Source organism: Butyrivibrio sp. VCB2001 (assembly GCF_000423965.1).
Taxonomy (GTDB): Bacteria; Bacillota; Clostridia; order Lachnospirales; family Lachnospiraceae; genus Butyrivibrio.
This window is the reverse complement of sequence record NZ_AUIZ01000012.1, coordinates 52,876-69,749: the sequence shown is the minus strand read 5'-3', so window position 1 is coordinate 69,749 and position 16,874 is coordinate 52,876. Positions and strand designations below refer to the sequence as shown.

Below are 16,874 nucleotides of genomic sequence, written 5' to 3'. Positions count from 1 at the left end.
AATATAGCACTAATTAGTGATGGAGATTACGTAAATGGCATCTGGCGATCAAAACCAACAGGATACCAGAAAGATTGCGGAATACGTGATCAAAAATATCGATACTGCCCTTGAGAACGGCTGGATAAAGGTATATTATCAGCCGGTTATTCGTTCGCTCACAGGGCAGCTTTGTGGTGCAGAATCCCTGGCCAGATGGGTCGATCCCGAATTCGGATTTCTTTCCCCCGACAAATTCATAGGTGCTCTCGAAGCAAGCCGTCAGATTCACAAACTGGACTGCTTTATCGTGAACAAGGTCTGCTCTGACATCTCAGAGCGTATAAACAATGGTCTCGATGCCGTTCCGGTATCGGTGAATTTTTCGCGTCTTGATTTCGAAGCTACAGATATGCTTAAGGTCCTCGAAGATGCCATCACTAAATACGACATACCCAAGGACAATATTCACGTAGAAATAACAGAGAGCATGATCGTATCCGATGCTGACCTGATGCGCAGAGTCATCGACAGCTTCAGAGATGCCGGCTATGAAGTATGGATGGACGACTTCGGTAGCGGATACTCCTCTCTTACCCTTCTTAAAGATTATTACTTTGACACCCTCAAGATGGATATGGACTTCCTTAAGTCTTTCACAGACAGATCCAAATCCATCATGACATCAGCCATCTCCATGGCCAAGGACATCAATATCATGACTTTGGCAGAAGGTGTTGAGACTGCTGAACAGGTGGAGTTTTTAAAGACCATCGGCTGTGGCATGCTTCAGGGCTATTTCTACGGACAGCCTATGCCTGTAGATGAATTCTTTAAACACATTGAAGAATTCGGCATAACAATAGAGCCCAGACAGTGGCGCCATTACTATCAGGAAGCAGGTTTTGCTGCAAGATATACAGATGAGCCCTTAGAGATCATTGAGGATGACGGTGAGAATTTCAGCACTCTTTTCATGAATGATGAGTACAAGAGGCAGATCCAGCTTAAGACCTCTCTTTCCCTGGAAGAGCTTGATAACCTCATTTACAAGACCAAGTCGCCTCTTTTAAAGAAATATCGCGAATTTGCAAACAAGTTGGAAGCCACTAAGAACCTGGAGACCTTCTACTACACCTATAACGGAAACATATTGTGTCTTCAGGCAAAAGAGATTGTTGAACACGGTGGAAGGCACATAATAAAAGCTTCTAACCGCAACATCTCCATGGACAGCAATTTAAGGAAGCAGAATAATGTAGATAATAAGCTCAAGGAATTAAATCACATCTTTGAATCTGTTCTTGTGATCAATCCCAGCAGAAACACCATTACTCCTCTGCTTGGAAACTTCGCATACTCCGGAAGAGACTCAGACGAGACCATCGGTGTTTTATCCGAACATATAAAGAGAATGGCTGACAATATCGTGGCTGCGACCGACAGAGAAAAGTTTCTGGAATTTGCTGACTCTGAAACCCTGGGTGAGCGCATTGAGCACTCCGAAAAAGGCTTTATCGAGAATTTATTCAGACTCAGGCAAAGAGACGGAAATTACGGCTGGCGAGAAGTTGCCATTATGATGATCCCGGGTACTCATGGAAAAGAGTTTATGATAAGCACCAAGGCAACAGCTGACGATGCTCAAAAGTTCCTTTCCAGGAACACCGCAGTTTTCGACATATCGCATTACAGCAACGCTAACCTTGATCCGTCCCTATTTACCAAGATGTGGGAGAATATTTTATCGGGCGCTTCCGTCAAGTTCTTCTGGAAAGACAGAAACCGCAGGTTCCTTGGTGCCAGCAAGGCGTTCCTTGAGTTCTTTGAACTTACCATCGATGACATTACCGGTAAGACCGATGAAGAAATGAACTGGCACATTAATAATGCCGACTTCCATAACGATGAGATCGATGTTCTAAATGAGGGCGTCTACATCAAAAACGCCCCGGGTCAGTGTATTGTAAACGGCGTTGTTCACAATATTATGGTCAACAAGAGTCCCATTTATGAAAACGGTCAGATAGTGGGACTGATGGGATATTTCATAGACGTCGATCAGGAACTTGAACGTCTTGATGAGCTTTATCAGGCAAGAAGACTCGATAGCGTAACCGGCCTTATGAATTTAGCAGCCTTAGCAGAAGTCAGCAAAAGCTATTCCCAAAACTATTTAAGCAACGGTGTTGATTTCACTCTGTTGATCATAAGAAACGATACTCATCAGCGAATAATAAAGGACTTTGGAGAAGATTTCGCTAACAGGCTCCTGAAAAAGATTGGAGATACAATTGTCGAAAGCTCCGGCGGAAGCGGCGCCATAGCAAAATGCCTCGCGTCTGACTTTGCGCTGCTGACAAATATATGTGATCCTTCTGAGCTTGATATTCTTAAGAATAATATTCAGACTGAGCTTGGCAAAATAAAAGAGCTTGATGGCAACAACATAACCCTTAAGATAAGGATTGCCTCCAAGCTCCGCAGTGACGAAGGAATAACCGACGAAAACATGTATTCCGCGGTCCTTCAGGAATTTATGTGATCATTTCAGATTAGCCTTAATATAGTTCCAAAGCTCTGTGGTGGGCTGAGGAAAATAGTGGATTCCATCCGCTTCACTTACTATAACAGTGCTGCTATTACTAATGTAGGAGTAGAGATCTATGATCTTTACTCCTCTTTCTTTTGCCCAGGCCACAAGAGAATTATTGTATTGTATCTGTCTTACATTCTCATAATGCGTCATGTCAAATTCGTTTGACAGATACCGGTCCTCAGTAGGTCCCACAGTGCAGACAACTATTTTCTTCCCCTGAGCAAGTAGTGAGTCATAGTATGGCCCGTACTTACTAAAATCACCATAGCTGTTGCAGCCCATAAGTGTAAGAAGCGTATCAAAATTGTTAATACCACAGGATCCGACTGCCTCCTCAAGAAATCCAAATCCTACTGCGTCCCTGCAGTACACTGTAATTCCGTCGTATACAGCTCCCAAAATCTCACTCTGATCACCGGTGAAAATATCGACGGTTCTTGAATCACCCACAGCAAGTATACGCCCATATTCCACCTGCTCAGGTACAGTCTCATCTACTGCCTTGACGCTCTCTGTGACTGCTGCCTCTTTGGTATCTGCCGCCTTTGGCAAGTTCACCATGCCACCTGTGACAGATACAAAGCTCACAATCATTGCAATTATGATGGAAAAGATATTTTCCATAAATCCAAACCCTTTCTCAGTACTCCATAATAGCCTGCAGAATATCCATCTGGTCTCTGCAATACTTGGTATATACCGACTGCATCGCATCACGGAAGCGGAGCTTTTCTTCAGGTGAAAGCTCAATCACGGTTATACCGCTCCTCTCCGCAACTTCTCTGGAGCTCTTTTCCCTTTCTTCCCACAACACGCGCTCATAAAGCGCTGACTCTCTGGCACACTCCTCTATGATCTGCTGATCGCTCTCTGAGAGTTTGTCCCATACTGCCTTGGAGCAAATCTGAAGCTCCGGAACTCTTGTGTGCTCATCTATTGTGTAGTATCTGGCAACTATGTAATGCCTCATGGCCTCGTAAGAAGGCCAGTTGTTCTCAGCTCCGTCAACCAGTCCCTGTTCAATGGCAGAATATACTTCGGAATAAACGATCTTGGACGGGTTTGCTCCAAGAGCCGATACCATGTCCGCCATCATGTCAGACTCCTGAACTCTTATATTCATGCCCTTTAAATCCTCAAGGCAGGTAATAGGCGATGTGCTGTAGAAGTTTCTCGCACCTGCGTCATACCAGGACAGCCCCACCAGGTCGTGATCTCTTGTTTTCAAAAGAAATTCATCCCCGATCTCACCGTCAAGAACACGCCACATGTGCTCCGGTCCGCTGTAAAGATAGGGCATCTGAAGCACATTCATCTCAGGCATGTACTCAGCAAGCTGTGACAGAGATATTCTTGCAAAAGCAATGCCTCCGTACTGCATCTGCTGAATAACCTGCATCTCACTTCCAAGCTCCGCATCGGGCTTGACCAGTATCTTTATCCTGCCGTCCGTCCTCTCATAGACAAGCTCAGCAAACCTGTTTGCTCCATGGGTTGTCGGATAGTCAGCGATCTGGTTCTCTGCGTATAAAAAGACATACTCAGGTGCCGACTCCTCCGCTTTCTTTTCCCTGATGGTACTAATCCCAAAGGCTACTACAACAAGGAGCAAAAGGACACATGCAGTTATAGCTATATATCTGCGTCTGCTGTTCATATTCCCATAACCCCTATTCTATACTCACTTGGTGTCTTGCCCACCATTCTCTTGAATACTCTGGTGAAGTAGTTGGCATCCCTGTAGCCGGCAAGGGCACTGACGTCCTTGATATTAATTGCAGGGTTTGCCAAAAGCTCTTTTGCCTTGTCCATTCTGTATTCGTTGAGGTAGGTAATAAAGTTCTTGCCAAAGTTCTGCTTAAATAGCTTGCAGAAATAGACATCCGAATATCCGAAAACTCCGGCCAGATCAAGGAGAGCAATGTCCTCCTTGTAATGTGCATCAATATATTCCTGCACCTGACCAACAAAAACGTTGGGTGGTGTATCATTTTCATCATCATGAGGCCGGGCTATGGGCGCTCTGTCCACGGTACTTACGCCACTTCCATATCTGTCGCAGATATTAAAAGCCTCTTCAAGTACGTTCACAAGATCCTCATCAGAGCCCGGTTTAAGCAGGTAATCAAGTGCCCTTATTTCGATAGCTCTTTTGGCGTAATTAAACTCATCAAAGGCCGTCAGGAACACAACGCTGCTGTGAGGACTTTCCTTCTTTATCTCAGCCGCAGCATCAAGGCCGTTCATTCCCGGCATCTCAATATCCAGGATTGCGATCTGGCAGTCTTTTTCAAAAAAGAGCTTCACAGCCTGAATGCCGTTCTCAGCCAGCACCACTTCTGCCTGGTCAGGGAAAAAAGCTTTTATCTTCTTGTCAATTACCAGCCTCTCTATGGGCTCGTCATCTGCAACCAGTATTCTGTACATCGCTGCTCCTTTAGTCATCTACTCTGTGAAGGGGAAGGGTCATAAGGATTGTTGTTCCCTCTCCCAGTGTGCTGTTTATCGAAAGGCTTCCGCCCTCATACATTCCCTTGATCCGCCTGTTGATATTGCCAAGTCCGATGCCGACTATATCTGCATCAAGAGGCGTATCCTCGCCGCCTTCAAGGCCGGCTCTTATCCTTAAAAGGGTCTCCTCGTCCATTCCGGCGCCTGTATCCGACACCTCAATAAGGAGTTTATCTTCCTGCTGCTTAACATTTATCTGTACCTTACCGCCCTCAACCCTTGGGGAAATGCCGTGGATTATGGCATTCTCAAGAAGCGGCTGGAAGGTAAAGGTGGGAACGATCACCTTGTTCTCGTCTACATCACATTCAATATCAAACTGCACCCTGTCGCCGAATCTCATCTTTTGAAGGTACATATAGTCCCTTGAAATCTTGAGCTCCTGGGCCAGGAGAGACTCTTTTGCCTGGGTCTTTAAGTTATATCTAAAGAGTGAGCTCAAGGCTTCTATCATCTGCTCGGTGGTCTGGGCGCCCTCAAGATTGGCTGTTCCTGCAATAACGTTCAGGGTATTGAAAAGGAAGTGCGGATTGATCTGGCTCTTTAAGAGCTCTAAGTTCATGGTCTCCATCTGCTTCTCGATCTCGAGATTTTCAAGCTCCTGCACGTGGAGCTGATCCAGAGCTTCCCTCTTTTCCTCCATGGCCTTGATGTATTCGCCGGTGGCAAATTTCATCTTGTTAAAGGCCGATACCATCTGCCCAAGCTCATCCTTGTTATCAACCACAACGTCGTCGATAAAAAAGTCGTTGTTGGCGATTCGCCTTGAGGCGTTAGCCAGCTTAAGTACGGGCTTTGTAACACTGCTGTTAAGCATCTGTGATATCTGGAATATTACAAAGAAAAGGACAATACTGAGTGCCGCTGTGATAAACGGAACTCTTGCAACCACAGGGAGCATGGTCCTGTAGCTCTCATTTCCTTCCTGCATGGTGACGTCAACAAATCTCTGGGCATAAGCTGCGAGATAACTTTGCATGTTGTAAACGTCGTAGAGTTTATCAACGTATATGTTCTCGGACTTATAGTCCGTTATGACCTGATTTCTTTTGCTGCAGTAGACCTCGTAAGCGCTCTGCAGCGACTGAAGTACGGCAAACCTGGAATCCCCAAGGTGCGTATAGTCCAGCGGAACGGCATAGATAGCCTCGCGGGTAGCCTCCACACTCTTTTCCCAGGCCTCCTGATCCGTGGAGCCTGTTCCGCGTATATACTCATCAAAGGCGTCTGTCTCACGCTTAATGGCATTTACAATCTCTCCGCCTCTTGAGTTATCTTCCATGATGTCGTTGAAGTCCTTGGTAAAGAGCTTAACAACCCATGCATCGAAGAGCACCGACAGAGATAGCGCCACAAATACGCTTATGGTGAAGACCGCTATTTTATTTTTAATGGTGAGAGTTTCCCAGAAATTTCGTATCTTGTCCATAATCAAAAAATAAGAGGCCGCGTTATAGTTATATCAATAATTATAGCGCTGCCCCTTTTAAATTACTATTTAAAACTAGCCCCTGATCTTCTTACAGATATACTGATAAAACTCCTCCTTTTGATCACCCAGGACTCTGTTGGTGAGCATGTATCCGTGGCTGTCATCGGACATTACCACTATCATGTTGCTCCTCTTTATTGCGTTCTTAATTCTCTTCCAGGCAAGGGACTCGCTCTTTTCCCCAACGAAGACGCGAACGCCACCATCGTTAAAGAGAAGCTCCATATCCTTTGGCAGATCTTCCAGCTGCTTAACGCTGTTGCCGTAGATCGCAAGAGGCTGGATAACAGGAAAAAGAATGCATCCAAGAATCATAAGTACTCTGAATAGATCCGATGCTGTCGGCCAAAAACGAATTGTCAAAAGGATCATCGCTACAGTGAAGATAACATTGACCAGTCCTATCAGCGACCTGTAAGTCCTGGCCATGGCCATCTTCCACAGATCCCCGGCCTTCACATCACATTTAAATCTATATTCCATAAAAAGACCTTTCGGAAATCTTATTTGGTCAGTAAATCCGGGAGGAACATACTGATCTCAGGTATGAAAGTAAGCAGCATAAGAACAACGATCATGCACAGATAGAATGGCAGTGTTGCCTTAACTACTTTCTCCATCTTAACTTTACCAACCGCAGAACCGATGAACAGAACCGCACCTACAGGAGGTGTTAAGAGTCCGATACCACAGTTAAGTATAATCATTATACCAAACTGGATAGGGTTGATGCCAATTGATGTTGCGATTGGAAGAAGGATAGGTGTTGCGATCAGGATGATCGGCGCCATATCCATGATACATCCAAGTACAAGAAGGATCAGGTTCAAGAGAAGTGCTATAAGAACCGGATTTCTTGTAAGGCCGATGATTGCATTAGCTGCAAGATCCGGCACATGAAGTGTTGTCAGGCAATATCCGAAGATACTGGACGTTGAGATGAGGATCATAACGATTGAAAGTGTGTCTACGCACTGTTCGAGAGTCTTCCAAACACCTTTCCAATCCAGTCCCTTATAGATAAATACGCTGACGATAAGGCTGTAGATAACAGCAATAGCAGCTGACTCAGTAGCTGTGAAAACTCCGCCTACAACGCCCACAACAACGATGATGATCGCTGCCAGCGCCCAGAAGGAAATACTGAGCTGCTTTGCAAATTTCTTTAAACTAAATGCATCTCCCTTAGGATAATGACGTCTCTTTGAAATAATGTAAGAGCCGATCATAAGGGAAGCTGCAAGGAGTGCTCCGGGAAGATATCCTGCGAGGAACAAGCTTCCTACAGACACACCGCCGGCGCTCATGGCATAGATGACCATGTTATGGCTTGGCGGAACAAGAAGTCCCTCACAGGATGAGGTAATTGTTACCGCTGTTGAAAAGTCATCATCATATCCCTGTTCAACCATCATAGGAATAAGGATACTTCCGAGGGATGCAGTATCTGCAGCAGCAGAACCTGAAATTCCTCCAAAGAAGTAGGAAGCAACGATGTTAACCATCGCCATTCCACCTGTCATCCATCCAACGCAGGAGTCAGCAAGGGCGATCAGCTTCTCGGAAATACCACCGCTGCCCATAAGACAGCCCATGGTGATAAAGAAGGGGACAGCCATAAGACTGAAGGAGCTGATTCCCTTAACCATCTGCTGACATACTGTTGTCAGAGGAAGTCCCTGATACAAAAGGCAGAAGATAGATGAAAGTGCTACCGCGTAAGCGATATGGAATCTTAAGAATATCATTACGATAAAGCTTACCAGCAATATCGCAATGGCAGTTGTATTCACAGCCATCACTTATCCTCCCCCTTTATGAAAAATCCTTTGATGTGGTTGTAGATCGCTTCCAGTTCAAAGATGATCATTGCAAATCCCGCGATTGGAATCGGGAAATACATCCAGAACTTTGAGAGCTTAGGCAGTGATACGTAGGATGCCTTGGCACCCAGTGTTGTAGCATACTGCCAACCAACTATGAGCATTACAAATGCAAGTACCATGATAAATGCATCTGCAAGCAGATCTAAAATTTTTAAAAGTTTTTTGGGGAGATAAACATCCAGCGCAGTCATACGAATGTGAGCTCCGCGTCTGATGGCCAGGGCTGCTGACAAAACGGCCATATAGGACATCAGGGTGAGGACTATCTCCTCACTCCAGGCCGGGTCCGGAACAAAAGACACGTATCTTCCAAGAACGCTCATGCTGGTGATCAGAATATCTGCCACCAGCAAGAGCTTACATATGAAAAGTACGATTTTATAAGCAACATCGTATATAGGCTTGATCTTATCTACCGCATCGAAAAATGATTTCATACGGCACCTATTCCTCTAAATTATTTGCCAAGGTCAACTATCTTCTGGTAGTAGTCCTCAAGACCCTTGATGTTCTCTTCGATTACAGGCTTAACTGCTTCCTGCCAAGGTGTGATGTCGTCAACTTCAACGATTGTAACACCCTCAGCCTTGAGCTCTTCGAGAACTTCCTTCTCCTTCTCTTCTGAGATTGAGCGGTTATACTCTGATGCTGCCTTACCTGCATCAACGAGAACCTGCTGCTGCTCAGCTGAGAGCTTGTTCCATGCTTCGTCTGTGATAACAACCTGGATAGCACCAAGTGTATGTCCGTCGAGGATCATGTAAGGTGCAACCTCAGGGAATGCGTTTGACTTGTAGTTAGCGATAGGCTGCTCAGCACCGTCAACAACACCTGTCTGAAGAGCTGAATAAAGCTCACCGAATGCAACAACTGTAGGAGATGCTCCAAGACTTTCAACAAGACCGTTCATAACAGGGTCGTTAGAAACACGGATCTTCTTGCCCTTGAAGGAGTTGATATCTGTGATCTCATAAGATGTGAAGAAATGACGGAAACCTTCCTCACCATAGAAAAGACCTCTTACGCCTGAGCCGTTCTCTGAAGACTCCTGAAGGAATTCCTGTGCAAGATCTGATGTAGCGAACTTCCAGAAGTGATCACGACTTGTGAAGATGTATGGAAGTGAAAGAAGCATTGACTTCTGTCCGCCGTAGCTTGTAAGAGCGAAAGCTGAGATACGGGACATATCGATTGTTCCGCCGCCGCCGAGCATTGAATCAAGTACGTCGTTCTCTGATCCAAGAACACCACTTGCCTGAAGGTCGATGAGGATTGATCCGTTTGATCTTGCCTCAACCTCTTCTTTAAACTTCTGGTCTGTCATACCAACGATTGTGTCAAGAGGGTTAACCTCTGCCATAACCAGTGTGATTGCATCAGCTGCAGGCTCTGCTGCAGGTGCTTCTGCTGCAGGTGCCTCTGCTGCAGGTGCTTCTGCTGCAGGTGCTTCTGTTGCAGCGGGTGCTTCTGTAGCTGCAGGTGCCTCAGGTGCCTGAACACCACAGCCAACAAGTGAAAGAACCATCGCTGCTGTTACGATTACTGAAAGACTTCTCTTCATTTCTTAAAACCTCCCTTTTCCTAAAAAAAAATAATGACATTATCTTGTCTTGATAATGTCATTATATTTTGGAAGTTTTCAGAAAAAAATCGGACATTCTTAGCATTGACTAGCACATTTTTAACAATTTGTTTATACTTGCTTAATTAATAGTTTATAGGTCTGTCCTTTTTTGCCTGCTTGCCAATGAGGATATAACTGATGATAAACATGATGATAATGAACACCAGGAAGGACCAGTCGCCACTGTCTGCCTCAATGGTTGCGATGTAGTCATATGCTCCGTGTAAAAGAGCCGGAACCAGTATTGCCATGCATCTAAAGAACGATGCACCTGACTTATTTCCTCTGTAATCGCATCTCTTGGCTATTCCGTAGAATACTCCCATGAATACACCAAAGCTCGCATGACCCGGGATTGCTGTGACAGCTCTTATCAGCGCTGTACCAAGGCCATAGCTCACTACATAAGTGATGTTTTCAAAGAGTGCAAAGCTAAGGGATGTTATGACCGCATATACAACTCCGTCATACTGGCAGTTAAACTCAGGATTCCTCCAGGTCTTTCTGTACATGAAAAGATATTTGGAAGTCTCCTCGGAAAATGCCACAATGACAAAGAACATGATGATGTTATAAAGCGGCGATTCAACCGGTACAAAGATCCCCAATATAAACGACAGCACGGTCTCTTCAACAAGTGCCAGCAGCACTGAAAACAGTCCGGCCCAGATAAGCTTTTTGATAAGATATGGGCTCTCCTTCTCAAGTCTGTCAGAGCGGTAAACCTTGATCATAAGAAATACCGCAGGTATGGCAGCTGCTGCCACAAGCAGTCCGCCGTGCATAACAACGGGGTTCATCAAAAAGAACAGCATGTAAATTCAAATCTCCTAACGTTAGTTTTTGTCCTATCAGAATGTAACAGTCTCAGGTGCTTTTGTAAAGGAGCTGAAGGTTGCTGTTGCATTCTTAAAGTAGAACACCTCTGTGTTTCCGTCATCTGCCTTATACATTCCCTGAAGTGATGGATAAGCATCCAGCATGGACTGTCTTGCTTCGATCCTGTCATCCTCAACAAGCTCACCTGCTACTCTGAGCCACTCACCGTTCATAAATGCACAGATCTCAACCTTGGGATTAGCGTGAATCTGCTTGGATACGTCTTTTACCTTGCCTGTCTGGATATAGAGCTTGCCCTCAAAAACATGAGCTGTTCCGAAAGGTCTTACTCTTGGCTGATCTCCGTCAACCGTTGCAAGATAATATGTGTTTGCTGCTTTCAAAAAATCTACTACTCTCTGCATAATCTCTCTCCTTTTGAAATACAATTTACATCTGCGTTGGTAGTGTCTCTGCTCTGTTTGCAATGTTCTGCTTGAAATTGATAACCTCGTGGTCGTACTCCTCATCCATAAATTTGGAGTTGATGAGGAAGTCTGCTGTTGCCTTGTTATTGGCAAAAGGAATGTCATAAACCTGTGCAATTCTCATGAGGGCCTTTACATCAGGATCATGAGGTGCAGCTGTTAACGGGTCTGAGAAGAATATTACAAAATCAATCTTGCCCTCAACTATCTTGGCACCAATCTGCTGATCTCCTCCAAGAGGGCCTGAGTTATAGCCTCTTACGGGAAGGTCTGTCGCGTCGGTTATCATACGGGCTGTGGTACCTGTTCCGCAGAGAAAATGTCTTTTTAATATTTCTGAATTGTCCTTGCACCATTTTATAAGCTCAGCTTTCTTGCCGTCATGGGCGATAAGGGCAATGTTCTTCTGTTTTCCGATTGTAAGTGTAACTGTTTCGTTCATATAAATCTCCTTTGTAGCTAGAAGCCAATTGTGTCTTCTTCTATATTACCCCAATAGTCTGATTTCTGCACGTCTCCCTCGCCCTCCATATCAAGGACAAGTCGGAACTGGGTTTCGTAGAGCTCTTTATATATACCGCCCAGAGCAAGAAGTGATTCGTGTGATCCCTGCTCGGCTATGACGCCGTCTTTGACAACCAGTATGGCGTCGGCTTTTAAGATGGTCGAGAGTCTGTGGGCGATCACTATGCTGGTCCTGCCATGCATAAGCAGCTCAAGGGCATCCTGGATCGCGTTCTCTGATATTGAATCAAGAGCACTTGTAGCTTCGTCCAGGATCAGGATCTTGGGATCTTTTAAGATTACTCTTGCGATTGAGAGTCTCTGCTTCTCACCGCCTGAAAGCTTAAGTCCTCTGTTACCCACCATTGTGTTATAGCCTTCAGGCTGGGATGCGATAAAATCGTGGATGTTGGCATTTTTACAGGCCTGTATCAGTTCTTCATCCGTGGCATCTTCCTTGGCATAGAGGAGGTTCTCTTTGATCGTTCCATTGAAAAGATATGTCTCCTGAGTTACCACTCCGATGTTTGATCTAAGGTATGAAAGATCGAAGTCGCGGACGTCGACGCCGCCTATCTTAACTGAGCCTCCAAGCACATCGTAGAGCCTTGGGATAAGGTTTACAACGGTGGATTTGCCTGAACCGGATGGGCCTACGATGGCATACATCTTGCCTCCCGGTACCGTGAAGTTCACGTCTTTTAAGATTGGAACCTCCGGGTCGTAGGAGAAACGCACGTGGCTATATTCGATATCCTTGCAGCGGACGTCAGGTCTTTTACCATTTTCAGGTGAAACTATATTGCTCTTCATGTCGAAGTAGGCAAATATCCTGGTGAATAGCGCAAGGCTTCTTGTGAAGTCGACCTGAAGGTTTAAGAGCTCCTGAACCGGGCGATAGAGCCTGTTTATCAAGGCAACCATGGCGGTGATCATACCGACGGTAAGGCTCTCATCAAGCTTTGAAATGATAAGGTAACCACCTGCAAAGTACATAAGAAGAGGTCCTACCTGGGTGAACATGCCCATGACAACCCTGAACCAGCTGCCGCTCCTCTGCTCTTTTAAGTTCAGCGCTGTGAGCTCCTCGTTGGTCTTTTTGAATTTCTCAAACTCGCGCTCCTCTCTTGTAAAGAGCTTGACCAGCATTGAACCGCTGACGCTTAAGGTTTCATTTATCAGCTGATTCATCTCGTCGTTCTTGGCCTGGGAATCCGTGCGGATCTTCCACTGGTTCTTGCCGACTCTCTTGGTCGGAAGGATCAGAAGCGGAATGATGATAACGCCCACAATGGCCAGCTTCCAGCTCATGGCAAAGAGCGCAACCAGCGTGGTTATAAGTGTCGCTGCGTTTGAAACAACACTTGAGAGCGTTCCGGAAATGACGCTGCTGACTCCGCTGATATCAGTATTCATGCGGGTTATGATGTCACCCTGTTTCTCTGTGGTAAAGAAGGAATGTGGCATGTACTGCAGATGGTGATACATCTCGTTCTTCATGTCATAGATGATGCGCTGCGCTATCCAGGCATTTATGTAGCGCTCCAAAACTCCCACAATCTGCGAAGCAGCAAGAGTTGCAAAGGCCATGAGAAGAAGGCGGACAAGGAGCGCCATATCCTTGTTGATAAGGGCTTCATCCACGATCTTACCTGTGATGATAGATGGCAAAAGACCTACCACAGCGCTGATAAGTATTGCCACAAAGACAAATACAAACTGAAGCCAGTAAGGCTTCATATACGAAAGAATCCTGACAAGGAGTTTCGAATCCACCTGAGGCAGATTATTCTTCTCTTCGTCTGTCAAAAAACCTCTGGGTCCCAATCCCCCATGAAATCCCGGTCCCGGCATATGCTCTCCTCCCAAACTTATCTTCTAAAAAGGAGTCTCCTTAGCGGAAACTCCTCATAATTCTTTAGTCAAAATACTGGATCTTGGTGACCACCTTCACAGGCTCTTTTACCAGCTCTGCAAAATGCTCGGCATCAGATGGCTTGCCGACCACGCTTCCGTAGTGTGTCGGGATCGCAACAGACGGCTTAATGATGTTGATAAGATCTGCTGCCTTCTTGGCATCCATGGTGTAGGTTCCGCCGATGGGCACCATAGCGATGTCGCACTTAACTTCCTTTGATTCCTTGGTAAGTCCTGTGTCGCCTGCGATGTAAATGCGCTTGCCACCCACGCCAAGGATATATCCAACCCATTCTGCTCTCTTTGGGTGGAAGGGCTTTATGTTGTTATAGGCAGGAACTGCCTCAACTTCCAGCCCCTCTATTTCTGTCTTGTCACCGGGCTTTACTGTCACGATCTCTTTTACCAGAATCTCGACTTCCCTTGCGTCATCGACCATGCTCTCGGGAACCACCAGTATTGTAGATTTCGTGGCAACTTTCTTGATATCCTCCACGGAAAAATGGTCGTAATGTCCGTGGGTAACAAAGATATAATCTGCATCCTTATAGTCTTCCCTGATCTTGTAAGGATCTACGTAAATGGTTCTTGAATCATCTTTTATCCTGATGCTGCTGTGTGTGAAAACTTCAATCTGGTCTGTCATGTTCTTTTCTCCATTTAATGCAGTTACCGGTTTCTGACTTTATTATAATTGCCTTTTGGCTATCTCCGCAACGATTCTGTCGTACTCTTTCTCATCAATTTTGTATCTGGCCCTCAGTATCAGATATGCCAGAGTCATCATGATCAGCGGAACAAAGACCATTCCTACTCTCAGGGTAAGAGTCTGGGAGGGCTGAACTGTGGCGATGAAGCTGTCGGCCTGTGCGAGCGCTGTCTGCCGGTCAATGGTTCCCGCTCCGACTTCCATCTCCAGTGCGCTGATGTTCTGGCTCACGGCGTAGATCCCGCTGACTATCAGTATCAGAGAAGCTGCTGCCTGGTTCAGAGCGTTAGATAATTTTACGGCAAAAGACCTGATGGCTGAGATTATACTGTCGTGCCTCTCGCCATACTTGTACTCGTCGTACTCTATAGTGTTGTTGACCATGACGATGACCGCCAGGTTATAAAGGGCCTGGGCAAAGAAGATCACAAAGCCAAGTATGTTGAGAAGTATGATGTTTGCAGGGATTATGTAGCCATAGCCGAGGAAGATAAGATACCCTATCACAAGGCAGATCAGCGTGCAGGTTATGATCTTGTTTCTGGTAAATCTGGCTGAGAGTATCGGGTATGCAAACTGTGCCAGCATGGTTCCAAGTCCGTACATCACAGTAAATATCGTTACAAGGTTTCCGCTCTCGGAGTATCCGAACTGGAAGTAAAAGAAGTTCAGCGCAAGGAGGAACAAGAGCTGCTGCCCCACGCAGAACAGGATATAAGCTATGCCCACAGTGATGAGCTGGTCGTTCCTTGCAAGGATTCCGGCCATGCTCTTTAAGCCGACTTTGTTGTTATTGTCGTCATGTCTTTTGGTCTCGGTTACTCCAAGAAACGTCAGGGTCTGGAAGGCAACAAAGCCAAGTGCAACTATGAGTGCCACAACTCTGAAGGCCATGACTGCGTTACCTGCGATGACTATCGGCACAAGTCCTGCCACCAGAAACTGGCCGACGCAGATAAAGATTCCCATAAGGGTTACCAGGGAGTCTCTTTCCTTCGGGTCGCTGGAGAGGCTCGGAAGCATGCCCCAGTAGGCGATGTCGTTGATGGTGTAGGTCATTCCCCACATTAGATAAATGAAACTGAAGAAAAAGACAAAGGCCCAACCTGTCGGTCTTATGGTAAACATCGCGATGATGACGATAGCGTTCAGTATTGCGCCGACAATGATGAAGGGTCTGAACTTACCGCTCTTAAAATGGCAGTTCTCTATTATGGTGCTCATGAGAAGGTCATTAACCGCATCCCAGACCATGCAGACAACCATTGCTGCGGATATTACCGAGAACTGAGCTACCGTGAGCTTCATAGTGTACTGGACATAGGTAAGTACAAACATGCTTACCAGAACGTAGGCTGCATCTCGCCCAGTGGCACCTACGCAGTAACACCATTTGGTTTTCTTATCAATGCTGTTCCCCATACTTATTCCCCCAAAAGTCTGTTTTATAGCGAATCGTTTTCGATCTTTACATGGCCGCTGCTAAGGCCGCTCGCGCCTTCATCAAGCGGAAGCCAGTCGATGACTTTCTTTATCTGGCTGTCCCAGAAATCCCAGTCGTGGCCGCCTTTTTCTTCATCCCAGGTCACATCTGCTCCGTTTTCCTTCAGGAATTCTCTGAATCTAACGTTGGCATCGTAGAGGCCGTCTTCTGTTCCGCAGGAGAGATAGAACTTCGGGATGGGTCTTTTGTCTTTTACCATATCTGCGAAGGCAACCCTTGGGTTTGCATCAGTCTTAAGGGCTTCGTCAAGGTCGTCGAAAAGAGATTCCACCATGAACCTCTCGGTGTCGCCCTCCTCCATGTGATGAACTGCTGATGAGAGCCCAATAACATGGCTGAAGGTATCGCTATATACAATACCGTTTCTGAGCGCGCCGTACCCTCCCATGGAAAGACCTGCGATGAAGGTATCTTCTCTTTTGTCTGATAACGGGAACATCCTCCTGGTGATCTCCACAAGCTCTTTTCCTATAAAGGTGCTGTAATCATTCTTGCTGATGCGGCTGTTGATATAAAAGGCGTTATCTCCGGATGGCATTACAACTGCCAGATTCTTCTCCTCCGCCCATCTCTGGATCCTGGTTCCACTCACCCAGTCGGTGTAGTTTCCAAGAAGGCCATGAAGAAGATAGAGAGTCTTGAACTTATATCCGTCTTTTGACGCGTAGGAAAAAGTTTCGAAATCCAGCTTATCCACCGGAAGGATCACGTTAACCGGAACGGTCCTGAACAAAGATTTTGAAAGATAGTTCACTTGAATGAGTGCCATGTTGTCCTCCTGATACTATGAAGTTTAGTTTCCTTTTTTCACAAATAAAATTATAGCAAATGTGATAGAATAA

At 45.8% G+C, this 16,874-nt stretch carries 16 protein-coding genes; 1 reads left to right on the top strand and 15 read right to left on the bottom strand.

Going from position 1 to position 16,874, the window contains the following annotated elements:
• The first annotated feature begins 34 nt into the window (after nucleotides 1-34).
• Entirely contained in the window at nucleotides 35-2,524 is a 2,490-nt protein-coding gene (locus G589_RS21210) for an EAL domain-containing protein (protein ID WP_051192339.1), read from the top strand.
• On the opposite strand, the gene G589_RS0111445 is transcribed toward G589_RS21210, so the two are convergent.
• The 15 genes from G589_RS0111445 to G589_RS0111375 all read right to left on the bottom strand — a co-directional run bounded on the left by G589_RS0111445 (nucleotide 2,525) and on the right by G589_RS0111375 (nucleotide 16,801).
• Nucleotides 2,525-3,202, bottom strand: coding sequence for a hypothetical protein (locus G589_RS0111445; RefSeq protein ID WP_026522243.1), 678 nt, complete (start codon nucleotides 3,200-3,202; stop codon nucleotides 2,525-2,527).
• 16 nt (nucleotides 3,203-3,218) lie between these two features.
• On the bottom strand, nucleotides 3,219-4,235 hold the full coding sequence (locus G589_RS0111440; protein ID WP_035775949.1) for a TRAP transporter substrate-binding protein: 1,017 nt from the start codon (nucleotides 4,233-4,235) through the stop codon (nucleotides 3,219-3,221).
• Nucleotides 4,232-5,005 carry a response regulator transcription factor gene (locus G589_RS0111435; protein ID WP_026522241.1) on the bottom strand — a complete coding sequence of 258 codons (774 nt, stop codon included), beginning with the start codon at nucleotides 5,003-5,005 and terminating at the stop codon, nucleotides 4,232-4,234. Before G589_RS0111435 ends, G589_RS0111440 begins: the two co-directional genes overlap by 4 nt.
• Nucleotides 5,006-5,015: 10 nt before the next feature.
• Complete coding sequence (locus G589_RS0111430; protein WP_081669019.1) at nucleotides 5,016-6,518, bottom strand: sensor histidine kinase; 1,503 nt, start codon at nucleotides 6,516-6,518, stop codon at nucleotides 5,016-5,018.
• Between the two features lie 75 nt (nucleotides 6,519-6,593).
• Nucleotides 6,594-7,064, bottom strand: a complete 471-nt coding sequence (locus G589_RS0111425; protein ID WP_022770245.1) for a YcxB family protein — start codon at nucleotides 7,062-7,064, stop codon at nucleotides 6,594-6,596.
• Nucleotides 7,065-7,084: 20 nt separating this feature from the next.
• Entirely contained in the window at nucleotides 7,085-8,380 is a 1,296-nt protein-coding gene (locus G589_RS0111420; protein ID WP_026522239.1) for a TRAP transporter large permease, read from the bottom strand.
• Nucleotides 8,380-8,904 (bottom strand): TRAP transporter small permease, encoded by a 525-nt coding sequence (locus G589_RS0111415; protein WP_026522238.1) that lies wholly within the window; start codon nucleotides 8,902-8,904, stop codon nucleotides 8,380-8,382. Before G589_RS0111415 ends, G589_RS0111420 begins: the two co-directional genes overlap by 1 nt.
• A gap of 20 nt (nucleotides 8,905-8,924) precedes the next feature.
• Nucleotides 8,925-10,028 carry a TRAP transporter substrate-binding protein gene (locus tag G589_RS0111410; RefSeq protein WP_035775948.1) on the bottom strand — a complete coding sequence of 368 codons (1,104 nt, stop codon included), beginning with the start codon at nucleotides 10,026-10,028 and terminating at the stop codon, nucleotides 8,925-8,927.
• Nucleotides 10,029-10,174: 146 nt separating this feature from the next.
• Nucleotides 10,175-10,906 carry a PrsW family intramembrane metalloprotease gene (locus G589_RS0111405; protein ID WP_026522236.1) on the bottom strand — a complete coding sequence of 244 codons (732 nt, stop codon included), beginning with the start codon at nucleotides 10,904-10,906 and terminating at the stop codon, nucleotides 10,175-10,177.
• A 36-nt stretch (nucleotides 10,907-10,942) separates the two neighbouring features.
• Nucleotides 10,943-11,335: a pyridoxamine 5'-phosphate oxidase family protein gene (locus tag G589_RS0111400; protein ID WP_022770239.1), complete on the bottom strand. Its 393-nt coding sequence runs from the start codon at nucleotides 11,333-11,335 to the stop codon at nucleotides 10,943-10,945.
• A gap of 25 nt (nucleotides 11,336-11,360) precedes the next feature.
• Nucleotides 11,361-11,840 (bottom strand): methylglyoxal synthase, encoded by a 480-nt coding sequence (locus tag G589_RS0111395; protein WP_026522235.1) that lies wholly within the window; start codon nucleotides 11,838-11,840, stop codon nucleotides 11,361-11,363.
• A 17-nt stretch (nucleotides 11,841-11,857) separates the two neighbouring features.
• The gene (locus G589_RS19725) at nucleotides 11,858-13,756 is read right to left on the bottom strand and encodes an ABC transporter ATP-binding protein (RefSeq protein ID WP_051192338.1); all 1,899 of its coding nucleotides are present in this window, start codon (nucleotides 13,754-13,756) and stop codon (nucleotides 11,858-11,860) included.
• 64 nt (nucleotides 13,757-13,820) lie between these two features.
• The gene (locus G589_RS0111385; protein WP_026522234.1) at nucleotides 13,821-14,465 is read right to left on the bottom strand and encodes an MBL fold metallo-hydrolase; all 645 of its coding nucleotides are present in this window, start codon (nucleotides 14,463-14,465) and stop codon (nucleotides 13,821-13,823) included.
• 42 nt (nucleotides 14,466-14,507) lie between these two features.
• The gene (locus G589_RS0111380; RefSeq protein ID WP_026522233.1) at nucleotides 14,508-15,950 is read right to left on the bottom strand and encodes an MFS transporter; all 1,443 of its coding nucleotides are present in this window, start codon (nucleotides 15,948-15,950) and stop codon (nucleotides 14,508-14,510) included.
• A gap of 23 nt (nucleotides 15,951-15,973) precedes the next feature.
• On the bottom strand, nucleotides 15,974-16,801 hold the full coding sequence (locus G589_RS0111375; RefSeq protein WP_026522232.1) for an alpha/beta hydrolase: 828 nt from the start codon (nucleotides 16,799-16,801) through the stop codon (nucleotides 15,974-15,976).
• Nucleotides 16,802-16,874: the final 73 nt, after the last annotated feature.